Source organism: Clostridium chromiireducens (genome assembly GCF_002029255.1).
Lineage (GTDB): Bacteria > Bacillota > Clostridia > Clostridiales > Clostridiaceae > Clostridium > Clostridium chromiireducens.
The window spans coordinates 1-18117 of record NZ_MZGT01000028.1; the positions used below are offsets into that span (position 1 = coordinate 1).

The 18117-nt window shown below is 29.5% G+C and carries 15 protein-coding genes and 1 riboswitch; of the genes, 2 read left to right on the top strand and 13 right to left on the bottom strand.

What is annotated here, in order from left to right:
• Nucleotides 1–70 precede the first annotated feature (70 nt).
• Nucleotides 71–448, top strand: coding sequence for a CBS domain-containing protein (locus CLCHR_RS11450; protein WP_079439938.1), 378 nt, complete (start codon nucleotides 71–73; stop codon nucleotides 446–448).
• A 139-nt stretch (nucleotides 449–587) separates the two neighbouring features.
• On the opposite strand, the gene CLCHR_RS11455 is transcribed toward CLCHR_RS11450, so the two are convergent.
• From CLCHR_RS11455 to eno, 13 genes are all read right to left on the bottom strand, one after another.
• Nucleotides 588–1853, bottom strand: a complete 1266-nt coding sequence (locus CLCHR_RS11455; protein WP_079439939.1) for a helix-turn-helix transcriptional regulator — start codon at nucleotides 1851–1853, stop codon at nucleotides 588–590.
• A 24-nt stretch (nucleotides 1854–1877) separates the two neighbouring features.
• Nucleotides 1878–3179 (bottom strand): helix-turn-helix transcriptional regulator, encoded by a 1302-nt coding sequence (locus tag CLCHR_RS11460; protein ID WP_079439940.1) that lies wholly within the window; start codon nucleotides 3177–3179, stop codon nucleotides 1878–1880.
• Between the two features lie 255 nt (nucleotides 3180–3434).
• Nucleotides 3435–3608 (bottom strand): YtxH domain-containing protein, encoded by a 174-nt coding sequence (locus CLCHR_RS24440; protein WP_119368104.1) that lies wholly within the window; start codon nucleotides 3606–3608, stop codon nucleotides 3435–3437.
• Nucleotides 3609–3701: 93 nt separating this feature from the next.
• On the bottom strand, nucleotides 3702–4646 hold the full coding sequence (locus CLCHR_RS11465) for a ribonuclease H1 domain-containing protein (protein ID WP_079439941.1): 945 nt from the start codon (nucleotides 4644–4646) through the stop codon (nucleotides 3702–3704).
• A gap of 65 nt (nucleotides 4647–4711) precedes the next feature.
• Nucleotides 4712–5674, bottom strand: a complete 963-nt coding sequence (locus CLCHR_RS11470) for a YkvA family protein (RefSeq protein WP_079439942.1) — start codon at nucleotides 5672–5674, stop codon at nucleotides 4712–4714.
• Nucleotides 5675–5921: 247 nt separating this feature from the next.
• On the bottom strand, nucleotides 5922–6752 hold the full coding sequence (locus tag CLCHR_RS11475) for a MetQ/NlpA family ABC transporter substrate-binding protein (protein ID WP_079439943.1): 831 nt from the start codon (nucleotides 6750–6752) through the stop codon (nucleotides 5922–5924).
• 11 nt (nucleotides 6753–6763) lie between these two features.
• Nucleotides 6764–7402 (bottom strand): methionine ABC transporter permease, encoded by a 639-nt coding sequence (locus CLCHR_RS11480; protein ID WP_079439944.1) that lies wholly within the window; start codon nucleotides 7400–7402, stop codon nucleotides 6764–6766.
• Nucleotides 7402–8370 carry a methionine ABC transporter ATP-binding protein gene (locus CLCHR_RS11485; protein WP_079439945.1) on the bottom strand — a complete coding sequence of 323 codons (969 nt, stop codon included), beginning with the start codon at nucleotides 8368–8370 and terminating at the stop codon, nucleotides 7402–7404. The genes CLCHR_RS11480 and CLCHR_RS11485 overlap by 1 nt, the downstream gene beginning before the upstream one ends.
• A gap of 150 nt (nucleotides 8371–8520) precedes the next feature.
• Nucleotides 8521–8635, bottom strand: a riboswitch (SAM riboswitch).
• Nucleotides 8636–8846: 211 nt separating this feature from the next.
• Nucleotides 8847–12107, bottom strand: coding sequence for a bifunctional metallophosphatase/5'-nucleotidase (locus CLCHR_RS11490; RefSeq protein WP_079439946.1), 3261 nt, complete (start codon nucleotides 12105–12107; stop codon nucleotides 8847–8849).
• Between the two features lie 204 nt (nucleotides 12108–12311).
• On the bottom strand, nucleotides 12312–12782 hold the full coding sequence (gene smpB / locus CLCHR_RS11495; protein ID WP_079439947.1) for an SsrA-binding protein SmpB: 471 nt from the start codon (nucleotides 12780–12782) through the stop codon (nucleotides 12312–12314).
• Between the two features lie 156 nt (nucleotides 12783–12938).
• Complete coding sequence (gene rnr / locus CLCHR_RS11500; RefSeq protein WP_139376231.1) at nucleotides 12939–15146, bottom strand: ribonuclease R; 2208 nt, start codon at nucleotides 15144–15146, stop codon at nucleotides 12939–12941.
• A 308-nt stretch (nucleotides 15147–15454) separates the two neighbouring features.
• Nucleotides 15455–15688, bottom strand: coding sequence for a preprotein translocase subunit SecG (gene secG / locus CLCHR_RS11505; protein WP_079439949.1), 234 nt, complete (start codon nucleotides 15686–15688; stop codon nucleotides 15455–15457).
• A gap of 205 nt (nucleotides 15689–15893) precedes the next feature.
• Nucleotides 15894–17189 (bottom strand): phosphopyruvate hydratase, encoded by a 1296-nt coding sequence (gene eno, locus CLCHR_RS11510; protein ID WP_079439950.1) that lies wholly within the window; start codon nucleotides 17187–17189, stop codon nucleotides 15894–15896.
• 310 nt (nucleotides 17190–17499) lie between these two features.
• Here eno and CLCHR_RS11515 point away from each other — a divergent pair, with 310 nt between their 5' ends.
• The gene (locus CLCHR_RS11515) at nucleotides 17500–18021 is read left to right on the top strand and encodes a cell wall-binding protein (protein WP_079439951.1); all 522 of its coding nucleotides are present in this window, start codon (nucleotides 17500–17502) and stop codon (nucleotides 18019–18021) included.
• Nucleotides 18022–18117 lie beyond the last annotated feature (96 nt).

Genomic DNA, 18117 nt, shown 5'->3' on the forward strand with positions numbered 1-18117 from the left:
CTACATACATATCTAGTCATATATTAATTAATGATTTAGGAATACTAAATTTTTAAAAGAGGTGATAATAATGAAAATAAGTTCTATTATAAAACCAAATTTTCATACCATAAATGTAAACGATACTATAAATCAAGCTTTAGATTTAATGGACAAACTAAATGTTAATGGTATGCCAGTAGTAGATAACAAAGAGAAACTTGTCGGAATGGTAGTTAAAGCCGACATATATAGATTTATGGTACATCCAGGTCACTATGTTAGTTGCCCTGTTGAATGGGTTATGTCTAAATCAGTAATACTCGCGCAACCTGATGAAGAGATAATTGCAGTTTCAAAGCGTTTGAGAGAAAATGATATCATTGCTATGCCTGTGGTTGAAGACGAAAGAATTGTGGGTGTAATTAACATCGAAGATTTGTTAGATTATTTCCTAAAAGTTGAATAAGTTTTATATATAGTTACCATGTATCTATATAGTTACCATGTATCTATATAATTTATTAGCTATTTTACAACAAAAAGGTAGGAGGATTCTTTATAATAAAGCGTCCTCCTACCTTTTTATCTTCGGATGTCAAAAAATATTATATTTTCTTATCTACAGCTAAAGCTAAATTAAAATACTTTAATGAATCTGCTGTAGATCCAAGCTCATAATACAACTTGCCCATATCTATATATCTATTTTTCCTTTCATCTCTCGTTCCAAATTTGAACAAAGAATCTAATGATAAATTCATATATTTCTCCGCTTCGGCATATCTATTCATTCTTTGGAGAATTACTCCTTTTAAGTAATATGACTTTTCAATTAGTTTTATATTATCTGTAATAATTGCTAAATTTAATGCTTCCTCTGTAATTTTATAAGATATTTCATATTCTAAATTATCGATAAGTATTTTAGTGCAATAATTTAAAAATTCTACGTTTTTTTCTATATTATCTGTAGGAAATATTTTTATTCCTTCTTGTATTTCTGCAATTGCTTTATCTTTCTCTCCTATTTCAAAATAATATTTTCCATAGTTTCCATGTGATAACGCTAACGAAATAGGATTATACTTTTGATATTCAAAAGCTTTATTTTTATATTCATCAACACTATCCTTATTTAGTTTAATACATACAGCTGCATAGATATGATATATTTTACCTTTACTTTCATCAGTTTTAAGATTCTCAACATAACCTATGATTTCTGATAATATACTATAAGCTTCTTCTGATTTTCTTATATTCTGATAACATAACGCCTCATTATAACCTACTAAACAATATTCTATACCATCAAAGCCATCCTTTTTTTGTTGGAACATTTCTCTTAACTTACTATAGTAAGAAATAGCTTCTATGTATTCTCCATTCTGAGAAAGATACCTAGCCATATCTTTAAAATATATAACTGTATTTTCTTCATTATTATTTCTTTGGTAGAGGTCATAATACTGAGAAACTATCAATTGGATATTTTCAGCCTTATTCTCTTCCACATAATAAGAAAATAAGATGTGTATCAATTCGAAAGCTAAATCATAGTATTTATACTTAAGTGCGTAACTCAAATTATCTTTTAACTTATTTTCAGACTCTTTATCACATGAAATATTTTTTTTAATCATCTTTAGATTATTCAATATCTGCTCGTAAACATCTTCTACCAAATAGTCTAAATCAATTTCAATCTTTTCTGATATAAATTTTAATAATTCTTTATCTGCTTTAATTTTTCCATTTTCTATGCAACTCATCTTCGCTATTGATATTTTATTTTCACATAGTTCTTTTAATGTAATGCCTTTGAATATTCTAGCCCTTTTTATCTTTTCACCTATAGACAGTATTTCCAAATATATCACCCATTTACTCATTTTTTAGTTTTTAAAATTTTCTGCCTTGTTATATAACTTTATTCCTTGATTCAAATAATAAGAAGCTTCTTCCTCTTCCTTTTTATCCATGAAATATTTTCCAACCCTCATGGCTAATTCTGCTGCTTTTATTAGTCTTCCACTATTCTTGGCTAGTACATATGTATCAATTAATACACTTTCGGCTTGTTCTAACTTATCATCAATATTAAACATTGTATATTTAATAAGTTTACATTCAATTCTTCTATCAATATCGTTTTCGCCAATACTATTTTCAATATTTTTTAGTATTTTACCACACTGTTCAGTATTTTTTAGTTTTAAATAATTTTTACAAATATCAAGTAATATATCATTTAAACACCCAACACGATTTTGTACACTAACATTCTTAGATATCTCATAATGCTTGAGTGATTCATCTAAATCCCCCAATTCATAGAATAACTTACCTAAATTATGCTCTATATTAACTATGCTCCTGTTATATTGTATCTTTTTATAAACTTCTAATGTTTTCTTTGAGTATTTTATAGCATTTAATAAATCACCTTTTTTATTAAAATCTTCGGCAAGAGAGAATAGATTTTTCGCATAATCTTCATCATTATATATCTGTTCAAATCTTTTTTTAGCTGAATACGAGTACTGTAGTGCTAAATCCAATTCTTCAATATCATAATATGTTCTAGCCATATTATAATGAATCTCACCCATTAAAAATTCATCTACAATTTTATTATCTAAATAAACTTTTTCAGCTTGTTTTAAGTAGCTGCTTGAAGAATGATACGCCTTCAATTCCAAAGCTATGTTGGCTAAATTTAGAAAAGTTTTTATTATTTGTTCATGATTGGTATTCTTTACGAAGATTACGTTGGCTGATAAAAAAAACTTTTGAGCCATAGGGAAATCTTTTTTATACATATATGATTTCGCTGTTATGAAATATATCATTGCTTTTCTATATTCTAGGTTATATTTGTCACAATAATATAATGCATTATCTATATATCTTTGACCTTTTTCATAATCTCCCTGAAAGATACACGATTCTCCTACCTGCTCATAATAAAGACTTATTTTTTCTGCTTGACTTTCCTCTGATTCCATCAAATATTCGACAGTTGTGTTTAATGCCTCTGCTAAATATTCTAACAAATCTACTGATGGATTTGAACGTCCCGATTCAACTAAACTTATTTGTCCCGGAGTTATTCTGTCTCTAGCCAAATCCTTTAAGGTCATATTTAGTTGCTTTCTTCTTCTTTTTATTTTTTCTCCTAATGATAGAATTTCCATCTTTTCAATCCTTTTCTATTCAACAAATTATTTAATTCATTTAATATAATTTTCTTAATTATAACATAAATTCATAAAAAACTGCATAAAAATATAAATCTACCCCAAATATTATATAATTTAATTTTATTATCCATTTTTATGGATAAAATTATAAAGAAAATAAACAAAAATAAAAAGGCATGAAATTTACTCATACCTTTTTATTTAAAATAATATCATTTATGTTGATATTTTTATAGGCGACTCAAATCATTATCTCATCCAATCTTGAATTCCATGATAAGTAGACTCAGCCACATCTTTCATTCTTCTTCCAGCTCTTTTCATTGTTCTTTGAGTCCTTCTGTTATAGTGTGGCATCATAGCCATTTCAACAGCTACTCCTACTAAAATTCCTGCTACCATTCCCTTTGAAAATCTTTCCATAATCAATAACACCTCTTTAATATTTATTTAATTTTATACAAATAGGTTATGTATTAATTAAAAAGTTATCCAAGTTAATTTTTTCTATTTATTCTAATTTATATTATCTAACAAGTATAAAATAAACTCTTCTTTTTCTTTACTTAATAATTTGGAGATAATTTTTTTGCCCTCTTTATAGTTGCTTCTATATAAACTTATAATCTCCTCAAACTTAATAGTATTAGTAAGTTCATGTTCTTTAATTACTGTATTATTTATGCTAGCGTCAGAATTTTCATCGCTTAAAATTATATTCTCAGCAAAATTAGGTGCTAAACTTAAAATTTTAGATTTCACATCATTATTAGAAACCCTTATTGTATTTTTACTTAACCATTTTTCGATAACTTTATCCGAATTTATTCCTAAACATTCTTTACATTTTTCATCTACAAGCTCATTAAATAAATCCCCAGTATGACTGTCAACTTTTACAAAAATAATTTCAATTCCAGATTTCATTAGCTCCTGCATCTTATTATAATACTCAATAGATGACTCTTCTTTTCTCCCCCATGCTCCAGTTGCATGATGAGCTATGCCTTCATAATCATGAAATACAACAATCTTTTTTTGTCCATTCTCTATAGCATACTCAACAGCTTTAACAGCACCCTTTAATTCACCTGCTATTTGTCTTATGTCTCTTCCTCCTGATAAATTTTTCTCAGCATTACTCTCTATATACTCTACCACATTGTTGTTAACACAAACTACGCCATAAGAGTATCTTCCATCAGAAGAATTATAACTACCATCAACATAAGCATGAATACAGTCCTTAGGATATTTCTCATCACTTTTCTTTAACATTCTGTTACCCTCATTTAAGTAAGCTTTAGCCTCATCTATACTTTCAAAACTCTTATATTTAGCACCTTTAACACCTTTTACATAAGTCAAGCACTCTGCCCATGTATCTACCATAATATTTTCTATACTTCTATTATTATTAAAATCAAATCCCGATTGTATTGCATAAATTTTCTTTGCCATAAATTTTATACTTTCTCCTTTAACTGCATTTCACTTTTTTATTCTATAAAATATAAACTCTTATTTTATAAAGTCGATAAATCCTCTATCACTCCATATAACTTTTCAACATTCTTTGCCCCTGTGAAATTAATTAAATACTCAATTCCTTTTTTTAATACCAAAAGTAAATCATTTTCTCCCTGCCAATTCTCCACAATTATTGGTAATGGAACATCTTTAATAATTTTATTCACTGCAAAAAATGCAACTCCTACATCATCAATTACTCCTATAAAAGGTATATTATTGGGTATTATATTGATTGGTACTGTAATATATGTAATTGCTATTGACATAACCAGTTTGGTTTTTATAGGTACTCTTTTATCCTTAAGTAACCTATAAACTAAAGAAGCTATATCAGGTAACATAAAAATATACTCTTTATACTTTTTAGATTTTTCCGGCAACTTATTCTCTAAGATCTTTCTTCCCTCTGAATAATTATCATGCACTTTATTAACACTTTCTAATTCTGATAGGTTTTCTTCTTCATTTTCTAAAGTTTCTTTCGTTTCAATACTCTTTATTAAATTTCCCGCTAATGAAATTCTAATGCTACTAGCTTCTACCCATACTTCTGATTTTTTCATATATATTTCATTTATATTTAAATCAACAAAGGATATATCCTTAAGTATTGTATTTATATCAATTATTACTTTATCTTTATCATTGCTTATTCCATATTTTTTAAACATTTTAGATAGTTGATTTAATGCAAAACTTCTTAATATCCTAAACATACCTAAGTTTAGAATCTTCACTTTAACTATTCTAGCAACGATTTTATTATTTATACATTCTATTAATTGAATCTTAACAAAAAATTCTATGTTTAATCCCTTTTTTAAGTTTCCTTCCAATATTATTCCATCATCTATAGATACATTTTTTATACTCAGGCCTTCAATCTTAATAAATTCATTTATGATACTTAATATATCACTCCCTAATAGTTTAACCTTAACCCCCGATATATCCATACATCATCCCCCTTTAATAATCTCTTTATTAATTTTAGGTTAATTTTTCCTAAACATACTTAAAAGTATACAATATTCCAATCAATTATTAAAGGCAGGCTTTGAGGATATTATTAATATTATCACACTAAAAAAGAGAGGCATATATGTTTGCATATTCGGAATTATCCTAATTCTACACAACATGTATGCTCTCTCTATTTATAGAATATCTCTAGGCAATTTAAGTAGCTATTACTATTCTATCTTAGAATACTGGAATTACTGATCCATTGTATTCTTTTTCTATAAATGCCTTAACTTCTGGTGAAGTCATTGCCTTTACTAAAGCTTTAATTTTTTCTTGATTTTCGTTACCTTCTTTTACAACAACTATGTTTGCATAAGGCTTAGCAGCTTCTGAATTTTTATCTTCAATAATAATTGCATCATTTGCTGGATTGAATTTAGCTTCAATTGCATAATTTCCGTTTATTACAGCTGCATCAACATCATCTATAGCTCTTGGAACTGCTGCTGCTTCTAATTCATTGAACTTTAAGTTTTTAGGATTTTCTGTGATATCCTTTGGTGTAACTAATTCACCATCTTTAATTTTTATTAATCCTTTTCCTGCTAATAACTTTAGTGCTCTAGCTTCATTTGATGGATCATTAGGAACAGCAATTGTTGCCCCGCTCTTAAGTTCATCTAAACTCTTAACCTTATGAGAATATAATCCCATTGGTTCTAAATGTACAGCACCTACAGATACTAACTTAAAGCCTTTTGATTCATTTTGTTCTTTTAAATAAGGCATGTGTTGGAAGAAGTTTGCATCTAATGATCCTTCAGATACTGCAGTATTTGGTTGAACATAATCATTAAATTCTGTTATTTCTACAGTATACCCTTCTTTTTCAAGTAACGGCTTAGCTATATCCACTATTTCTTTATGTGGTTTTGGTGTTACACCAATTTTTATTACCTTATCATTTTTTGAATCTTTACTTCCTGAAGTAGCTGTGCCCCCACATCCTACTAATCCAAATGCTACTACTCCTGCTAAAACTACTGATAAAATTGATTTCTTTTTCATATTTTTTCCCCCTATTTTGATAATTTATTGTAAAAATAATTTCCTAGAACTTGTAGTCCTTGTACTACTATAATTAAAACAATACATGTTACTACCATATAATCTGTTTGGAATCTTTGGTATCCATAACTTATAGCTACTTGACCAAGACCTCCTCCTCCAATGGTTCCTGCCATAGCAGAATATCCAACAATACTTATTATTGTAAGCGTGATCCCTGATGCTATTGAAGGAATGGCCTCTTTAAGCATAACCTTAAATATAATCTGAGTATTTGATGCTCCAAAAGATTTTGCCGCTTCAATTATTCCCTTATCAACTTCTCTTAATGATGATTCTATAATTCTTGCTACAAAAGGAGCTGCTGCAATTGTAAGTGGAACTATCGCCGCTTCTGTACCTATAGATTTACCAGCAATGAATCTAGTTAAAGGTATAATTGCTACCATCAATATAATAACCGGAAAACTTCTTAATACATTAATAATTAAATCTAGAATAGTATAAATAACTTTATTTGGTTTTAATCCATCCTTCGCAGTAACTGTTAATATTATTGCAGGTATAAATCCTAAAATAAGTGAACCAATAGTTGACGCAAAAACCATTTCTAATGTCTCTATTAAAGCTTTTACTATTACCTCATTCATTATTCAATCACCTCCAATAAAATATCTTTATTTTCAAGATATTTTATAACCTTATCTTTATCTTCCTCTTTAATATTTATTACAAGCCCACCTAATATTTCACTTCTAAATTTTTCAAGTTTTCCCCAAACTATAGAAAAATCTATTTCTAAATCCCTAGCCATTTTTGTAATAAGAGCATTTTCAGAAGAATCACTTGGGAAGAACAACTTAATATTAACTCCATCTTCTGGCAATATTCCATTTTCATCTTCTTCACCTAAGAATTTTCTTAAAGATTTTCCTGGTTTTAAGAACAGGTCCTCTGATTTTCCTTCAGCCTCTATCTTTCCTCCATCAATTAACGCAACCTTTTCGCATACTTCTTTTATTACTTCCATTTGATGAGTAACTATTACTATTGTTATTCCCAATTCTTTATTAATTTTAGAAAGTAACGCTAAAATATCTTTTGTAATTTTAGGATCTAATGCTGACGTTGCTTCATCACAAAGCAATACTTTAGGATCTAGTGCTAATGCTCTTGCTATTGCTACTCTTTGCTTCTGACCACCACTAAGTTCTGATGGTTTGCTTAATTTTTTATCTTTTAATCCAACTAAATCTAATAATCTTAATACTTTGTTTTGAATTTCATTTTTACTATATCCCCACACTTCAAGTGGAAGTGCTACATTATCAAAAACATTCTTTCTTTGCATAAGGTTGAAATTTTGAAAAATCATCCCCAAATCTTTTCTAAATTCTCTAAGGCTAGTCCCTGCTAATGAAGAAACCTCTTTCCCCATTACTTTTACTGATCCTCCATCATAAGTTTCAAGTCCATTTATGCATCTAAGTAATGTCGATTTTCCTGCCCCACTATGCCCTATTATTCCATAAATTTCGCCCTCTTTAATACTTATTGATACGTCTTTTATAACTTGTGTTTCCCCAAAATTCTTGACTACATTTCTAATTTCTATCAAAACACATTTTCCTCCTTTGACTTTGTTTTGTTAGTTTCCGGATAACTAAGGTAGTAATTTAAGTAACTTTTCAGATTATTTAATTAATACCTCAAAACAAAAGCGCCAGAGAATAAATCTCTAGCGCATAAAACACCATTCAAATTTATCCTCTCATCTATCAGCTAATGCTGCTGGAATTAGCACCATATAAATATCGACTTTTATACAATATTTAGGTTGCCGGGTTTCTCAGGGCCAGTCCCTCCACCACTCTTGATAAGATATCAGATTATTTAATTTAGTTACTGAAATGATTATATAAATTTTTTTTTCATTTGTCAATCTCTAAATAATAACCATTGAATCCATTTAATCCAAAGTATTATGCTCGGATTACTATCATTATATATAGTAGATTAACATATTGCAAGAACTTTTTAATATTTACATATAAATTTTAAAATAATATTATAGTTTTATTATCAATAAGATAATTATGCTGCTTTTTTCTGAGTAGAACCATTTGTTGTAATATTCCAGTTATTTGAGTATTGTGGAGATATTTGTCCATGTTCTTTAATATAATTTGTCATCAAGCTTCTCACTTGACCGTCATCTCCAAGAACTTTACCCGAATCATAATTTACAATACTTGCATCAGTATTACTCAATCCAGCTGCTTTCATAAAACCGCCGCCACCATTATATCTATAATTGTTTATGGCAACAGTAAATTCATCACTATCTTTTACTGCCACATCATTTACTTTTAAATTTTTTATTCTATTTCCAGAAATTACTCTTCCAGTTGTTTTATCCACTATACATGAAGGCTCTGTTAAATCTATATCATAGGTTGCTCCATATAGTTGATCTAAATTATAATCTGGAATGTTTAATGCCGAGTCCTTAGCAACTACTTGATTACTGCTATTAGTTTGAGCATAATATCTAACAGAACACTCCATCCAATCTTTAAGCTGCTTACCATTCATCTTTATACCATATAAGAAATTCTCAAATGTATAAACCGCCATCATATCTTTTATTGTAATATCGCCTTTTGGTATGAATGCTGATGAACTTAAAGGTGCAGCAATTGAAATCTTAGTTCCAGCAGATTCTTTTTGAACCTTATTAATTAGCTCCATAATTGCTGTAGGCTGATTTGTTTGTCCTTGCCCAGTGAACTCTCCACTTGAAGTTCCTATTTTTGTATCTACATACTTCAAAGTTGCATCTTGATATGGTTTAATTAGAGTTACTATCTCAGAATCCTCTCCTATATTCTTATCAATAACAACATTCTTAGTTGAAATCCCTGAAAGTTTTCCATTTGAATCAATATTCATTTCAAATTGAGCAATCCCTGTTGCTCCTTTTGTTGATTCCACTATTGGCACGACTTTTCCTTCTGGATTTTTCTTAGTTAAGTCATTGACTTTTAGATGAGTATGACCTGCAACAATTGCATCAATTCCGCTTACTTGCGTTGCAATTTCGTTAATCTGATTTTCTGACAAAACATCTGCTTCTGTTTCTTCCCCACTATGAGCTGAAACTACAACAATATCTGCCCCTTTAGCCTTAACCTCTTTAACCCATTTTTTTGCTTCATCTACAAGATCATTAAACTCAAGCCCTTCATAGTGCGATTTGTCTTCCCAACTTGGTACACATTTATTTTCTAAACCTATTACTGCAAGCTTAACTTCTTTACCATTTACATTGAAGCTTTTTATAATATAAGGTTGAACAAAATTTGAATTATCTCCTTTATATACATTAGCAGCAAGAACTGATATTCCTTCACTTTGGTAATCCTTAATAACTCTATTTAATACCTCTAAACCATAATTGAATTCATGGTTACCTAAAGTCCATGAATCATATTTCATAGCCCCCATTACTTTCGCCATAGGATACTCTAAATTTTTATCCATTACATCATAATAATACGATAAAGGCGTTCCTTGGATAGTATCTCCATTGTCAATTAATATAACATTTTTATTATTTTGTCTAACATTTTTAACATATGTTGAGACTCTTGCTAGCCCTTGACCTTTCTCCGTTGCCTTTCCCATTGCGTAATCATAATCTAATACTGTTCCATGTACATCAGTTGTTGCTAATAATATTATTGAACTCGATAAGTTTATCATTCTTTCTATTTCCTTGTTAGGAATTGTATTTTTGCCATTCTTATCTTTATTATCTTTGCACCAATCAATAAATGCATCTCTTACTAAAATATGAGTATCATTAGCTACATTTAATCCACCATATTTTTTAAATGCTGTAAATGAATCTCCACCCTGAGCAACAAAGTCCGGCAATGCTACAGATAAGTTTTCAGAATCCTTAATTGCGCTTCCATCTTCTCTTGTTATATCCTTAATTCTTTCTCCAGATGGAAGATTTGAGTTATAGGTAAACTTAATTCCTGATACTTGCATTCCCTTGCTATTATCTGCAACTCCTTGTTCTAAAGCTTCTTTTAATTGAGCTTTTGTCATACTTAGTTTGTAAATGGTGTTATCAAAAGGCATAAATTGCCACATAGTACCTACTGTCATATCACCTTGTGGTATATCTATTCTTAGCCCTCCATTATTTTGAATTCCTACATCTGCGTTAACTGCATTTCTTGTGACATCTGTAGCCCAATTTCCCAAGACCGATGAACCATATGGAGAAATATTTATTTTTCTTGTAAGTTCTTTTTCATTATTGTACCCGATAACCTCATTAGTAGTTGATTTTATTTCATTATTAGCATTATCCACCATCTCATTAATATATCTATCCGTTTCTGGATTTTCGGCTTTATATCCCTTATCATTATCCAATGCTATATAAGAAGATTCTATTGTTGGCGTATCAAACTTCACTTTTTTATCACCAGTTATCTTAAACTTAGCATCTATAAATCCTTTACCTGCAGAATTTCCAATAAAAACTGGAATATTTGTGACTTTAGCAATTGCTGAAGTTTTAGTATGGCTGTGGCCACCAAATACCGCATCTATATTTTTAAGTTTGTCTGCTATATTAAATATAGCTCCAGTTGCATTATCTCCGTTATCTCCTTCATGTATTAATGCTAATATTATGTCTGCAGAATTATTCTGCTTCAATTCTCCTGCTATGGAATTAACTTCATTTGCTAAATCTTTAAATTCATAATCTTTCACATACTTAGGTGATACAATTGTTGATGTTTCTGGAGTTATTCCTCCTATTACTGCAATCTTTATTCCATCCTTAGTAACGATTTTATAAGGATCAAATATCCTTTTTCCTGTTGACTTACCATAAAGATTGCTACAAATTATTGAGTATGATGCTCCCTTCATAGTTTCATTTAAAAGTGTATCTAGTCCCCAATCAAATTCATGATTTCCAAGAGTTGTCACTTCCAGACCTATTTTTGACATAACTTCTTGAACTGGAACCCCTTTCATAATATTTGAAATTGCAGATCCCTGATATAAATCTCCACCGCCTAAAATTAGAGTTCTATCTGGATTAGAAGTTTTTATTTTATTTATTCTATCTGCTAAGACTCCTGCAACAGGCTTTCCTGATGCGTCATTTAATGCTCCATGAAAATCAGTTATTTCAACAACATCAAAAGTTTTATCATTTTCTGTTGCATAACCTTTTACGGAGACCCCAGTGAATAAAGTGATTGCGAAAAATAAACTTGTCAAAATTGATACAATCTTTTTAATTTTAAATATTTTTTTCAAAACAATTACCCTCCCCTAATTACAACTCATTTTACATATATTACCTGAAGTCAAATTATATACCATTGAATTTTGTAATACTATATGTTTATTATTTATCAAATTTGAATTTTCATTAAAAATAAATTATATAATATTATTAAATTTAGACTAATTAAAAAGCTACCAAAAATATTTCATCTATATTTTTGGTAGCTTAATTTATTAATATTTACTTCTTTCTTTTATCGCCCTATCCATATCTCTCTTATGAGCTTTTTCTAGCATAGAGTCTCTTTTATCATAATTCTTCTTACCTCTGCATACCCCAAGTGCAACCTTAACTTTACCCTCTTTTAAATATAATGATAATGGTACTAACGTATATCCGTCTTGAGATACTAAACCATCAAGTCTTCTTATTTGATCTCTGTGAAGGAGTAACTTTCTTTCTCTTAATGGATCTACGTTAAATATATTTCCTTGTTCATAAGGAGAAATATGCATATTTTTTATAAATATTTCACCATTATATATATCGGCATAGCAATCCTTAAGATTGACTCTCCCATTTCTTATTGACTTTACTTCAGTTCCAACTAGAACTAATCCAGCCTCCATTGCTTCTTCTACAAAATAATCATGTCTTGCTTTTCTATTTTCCGCTAATGAATTTTCATTTCTTTTTCTTGCCATTATAATCACCTGCTATGGTTATATTTCTATTAAAATTATATTATACCAATCTTTGTAAAGCAACTTATTTTCAATACTTAAATATAGTGATACCTTAATGTAAGTATTATATATTATGGTATCACTTGATTAATCATCTGTATAGATAACGTCTATTTATACCTCAAGTAATTCTTTTATCACTTCCTGAGTGTTTTCTTCTGGTACAAAAGATGTTTCTGATTCCTCTCTTTTAGGTTCTTGTGTAATTTTAAAGAATACTTCTCTATTTGTAATATCCACATGAACACATTCCACCTTAACTTTATCACCAAGTTTATATAACTTCTTGGTTCTCTCACCAATTAGGCTGAGATTTGATTCATTAAATATATAATAATCATCATCTAAATCAGTAATATGAACTAAGCCTTCAACTGTATTTGGAAGTTCAACGAATACTCCAAAAGATGTAACCGAAGATATAATTCCTTCAAACTCTTGGCCAATCCTCTCTTGCATATATTCAGCTTTCTTAAGATCATCAACTTCTCTTTCGGCATCTTGTGCTTTTCTTTCCATTTCTGATGATTGTTTTGATGCATAACCTACTATATTTTTCAACCTATTTATTCTATTTGCATCTATTTCCTTGTGTAAATATTCTTTTATGATTCTATGAATCTGCAAATCCGGATATCTTCTTATTGGCGAAGTAAAGTGACAATAATACTGTGCTGCAAGCCCAAAGTGACCACTGCATTCCGGAGCATACCTTGCCTGCATCATTGAACGTAACAATAAAGTACTTACAACCGTTTCCTCATTTTTCCCTTTAACTTTATCCAATATCTCTTGAAAACTTTTCGGCTGTATTTCTTCTGTCCATTGAACAGTATAACCTAAATTATAAATAAACTCCTTAAACTTAGCTAACTTTTCTTCATCTGGACTCTCATGTATTCTATATACAAATGGTAAGTGAGTTCCAAACATATGCTCCGCTACTGTTTCATTAGCCGCTAACATGAATTCCTCTATCATTCTATTAGCTATTTCACGTTCATAAGGTTTGATTTCTATTGGTTTCCCAAGTTCGTTTAAAGTTATCTTAGCTTCAGCTATTTCGAAATCAATTGCTCCTCTTCTTGTTCTCTTCTTTCTCAAGATATTACAAAGTTCTTCCATCATTTTAAAATCTTCATAAAGATAATCATATCTCTTAATCAACTCTTCATCATGATCTCTTAAAATCTTTGTAACATCTGTATAAGTCATTCTTTCATCAGTCTTTATTACAGATTCTACTATTTCATGATTTACAACATTTCCTTTTCGATCTATTTCCATGAAGCATGTTAGGGTTAATCTATCTACTCTTGGATTTAAAGAGCATATTCCATTAGATAATTTTCTAGGTAACATTGGTACAACTCTATCTATTAGATATACTGAAGTGGCTCTTTTTAATGCTTCTTTATCCAAAGGATTATTTTCTCTTACATAATGAGTTACATCAGCAATGTGAACTCCTAATTTATAATTCCCATTACCCAATTTTTCAATAGAAACAGCGTCATCTAAATCCTTTGCATCCTCTCCATCGATTGTAACCATTCTTAAATCTCTTAAATCTCGTCTTCCTTTGTATTCTTGCTCATCAATTTCTTCTGATACACCTTCAGCAAACTTCAATACTTTTTCACTAAATTCTTCTGGAAGTCCAAGTTTTTTGATGATCATTAAGATGTCAATTCCTCTATCACCTTTTCTACCTAAAACTTCTGTAACAACACCTTCTGCCTTTCTATTTCCTTCTGGCCATTTGGTTATCTTAACAGTAACTACATCGCCATCTTTAGCTCCATTTCTATCTTTTTTGGAAATAAATATATCTTTAGATATTCTAGGATCCTCAGAAACAACAAAACCAAAGTTCTGTGAGTCTTCATACACCCCAACTATTTTAGTAGTATTCCTCTCAATAATTTCAACTACTTCTCCTTCCCTTTTTTTAGTGTTTGTATCTTCTCTTGTAACTTTAACAGCTATTTTGTCACCATTCATTGCTCCATTTAAGCTGTTGCTTGGAAGGAATACATCTTTTTGTCCTTCTTCTTCTGGAATAAGAAAACCAAACCCTTTTACATGCGCTTGAAGTGTTCCTACAATTAAGCCTTCTTCTTCATTTCCTTCTTGATCTATCATATATTTATTTTTTTTATTCCTTGTTATATATCCTTCATTCTCCATCATTTTTAATGTCTTTTTAAATGCATTATATTCATTTCTCTTTATATCAAATACAGCAACTAATTCATCAATATCCATTGGTTTATATGCAGGTTCTTTCATAAAACTTGATAACATTTGTTTAATTCCCATATAATACTTACCTCCATTATACAATTTACTATATATTATTACTTTATATCTATATACTACCACATTAATGTTATAGGATATAGGTTTTATCTTAATTTATACAATTAGTATTGACATATATATACTAATTTATTTATTTACTTATTTTAAATCATCCATAAGAAAAATAAATGTATCGATAATATATTTTAAATCACAAAAAAATAAGAAGTTTATTAAAAACTCCTTTCTGTTTTCTTATTAAATTCTATCTTTAGTCAGATGATTAAATATAAAAAGGCTACTCTAAATAAAGTAGCTCAAATTAATTATTTTATTAAATTTAGTATAACTGTATTTATTGCAAAAAGTGCCATAAACATAAATGTTAATCTAACAAGAATTACTTCTTTAGTTCTTGATTTATTTTTTGAAAAGAATGTATCCTTTGTGCTTCCTTGTATTAAACCACTTAATGCATCGGCTTTACTAGGCTGCATGTATATTGTTAAAATAACTGCTAATCCTAATATTACTTCAAAGACTAATAATATATTTTGCATAGGTAACACCTCCTATAATAATCAACAATGTCTAATCTAAATAATACCACACTTATTTACTTATTACAATCTTATGTATCAAAAATTGTAAATAAGCTTAAGAATATTACATAAATTTATAAAAAAAGTTATAGGGAATTCCCCCTATAACTTTTTTTATGATTAAATTCAATTATAAGTTTTTATAATGCGTAATCACTTTTACTTATTGCTTTATATTAAAGAATGCTTTCTTACCTCTGTACTCAGCAACATCATCTAATTCTTCTTCAATTCTTAATAATTGATTATACTTAGCAACTCTTTCAGATCTAGCTGGAGCACCTGTTTTTATTTGTCCTGCATTTACAGCTACAACTAAATCAGCTATAGTAGTATCCTCTGTTTCTCCTGATCTATGGGAAACAACTGCTGTATATCCAGCTCTATTTGCCATTTCTATAGCGTTTAAAGTTTCTGTTAATGTACCAATTTGATTTAACTTAATTAAAATTGAATTAGCTACACCAAGGTTTATTCCCTTTTCAAGTCTTTCTGTATTAGTAACAAATAAATCATCACCAACTAATTGAACTTTCTTTCCTAACCTGTCAGTTATTAACTTCCAACCTTCCCAATCTTCTTCTGCCATACCATCTTCAATTGAGATAATTGGATATTTATTAACCCAATCTTCAAAGAAATCAACCATTTCAGCGGATGTTAAAGTCCTTCCTTCATGCTCTAATACATACTTACCATCCTTGAAATATTCTGAAGAAGCAGCATCAATTGCTATAAATATTTCTTCACCAGGCTTATATCCTGCTTTTTCTATTGCTTCAATTATTACATCAAGAGCTTCTGCGTTTGACTTTAAGTTAGGTGCAAATCCACCTTCATCACCAATACCAGTTGAATATCCTTTATCATTCAATATTTTCTTTAAAGTATGATATACTTCTGCACACATTCTTAGAGCTTCACTGAAAGTAGGTGCTCCAGCTGGCATTATCATAAATTCTTGTAAGTCAACAGAGTTATCTGCATGTGAACCACCATTTATGATATTCATCATTGGAACTGGCAATACCTTTGCATTTACTCCGCCTATATATCTATATAATGGCATATCTAAAGCTTTTGCAGCTGCATTTGCAACAGCTAACGAAACCCCTAAGATAGCATTTGCTCCTAACTTGCTCTTATTATCTGTTCCATCTAGTTCGATAAGCATTTTATCAATATATGTTTGTTCAAATACATTACATCCTATTAATTCTTCCGCAATAGTTTCATTAACATTTTTAACAGCATTTAGAACGCCTTTTCCTAAGAACTTACTCTTATCATCATCTCTTAATTCAACTGCCTCATACATTCCTGTTGATGCTCCTGATGGTACTGCTGCTCTTCCTACTGTACCATCTTCTAAATATATTTCTACCTCTACAGTTGGAAAGCATCTTGAGTCTATAATTTGCCTTGCAACTACATCTACAATTTCTAAATAATCTTTCATATCAATTACCTCCTTATTTTGGAAAATTCATTTGAGAATTATTATCAATTTAATTATAATACATAAATTGCTAATTTAAAAGTACTTTTTTTAACTTACCACAATATTATTAGTAAATTCCCTAAGTAATATTCATATTTTCTTCTTTTCAATATTATTTATTCTATTCTTTATGCAAAATAAATATTCTCAATAACTATCATGCTAAAGTAAAGATCAAACTTGTTTAAGCACATTTCTTGATTTTCTTTATAATAAGTGCGATAATATATTTTGTTAATAAATGGAATTAAACTCAGGGGGTTTTAAATTGATCAGAAAAATTATATTTGCGGTCCTAATATCAGGAGTGACAGCTCAAACTTTCATACCTACTATATCAGTCTACGCAGATAATCGAGATTATTATGTCAGCGATAATTCAAAATTTCTAGGCCAAACAATCCCGCCAACAGGCAAAGAACATGGTTGGTATAAGTTCCCTGATGAAGAATGGGGGTATTATATAGATTACGGAAAACTCTTAAAAGATGTTTGGGTAAATGAATCTGATGGCGACTATGGTATCGGTGACAATGGTAAAATGGTAAAGGGATGGTTTAAAAACGCTATAGACAATAACTGGTATTATTTTAGTCCAGATGGTAAAGTAAATAAGGGATGGCTTCAAATGGATGGTGTATGGTATTACATGGACAGTAAGGGAGCTATGCTAACCGGTTGGCAGTTAATTAAGCAAAGGTGGTATTATTTTGATACAGTCACAGGGGTGATGGCTTCAAACCTCAAAGTCGATAGTTATTACCTATCAGGTGATGGTTCTTTACAATAATAAATATCCCTTTTTATTTATACCATATAGTATATAAATAAAAAGGGTCATCATCAAGAATCGTATATTTAAGCATATTATTCGTAACACTTGAAA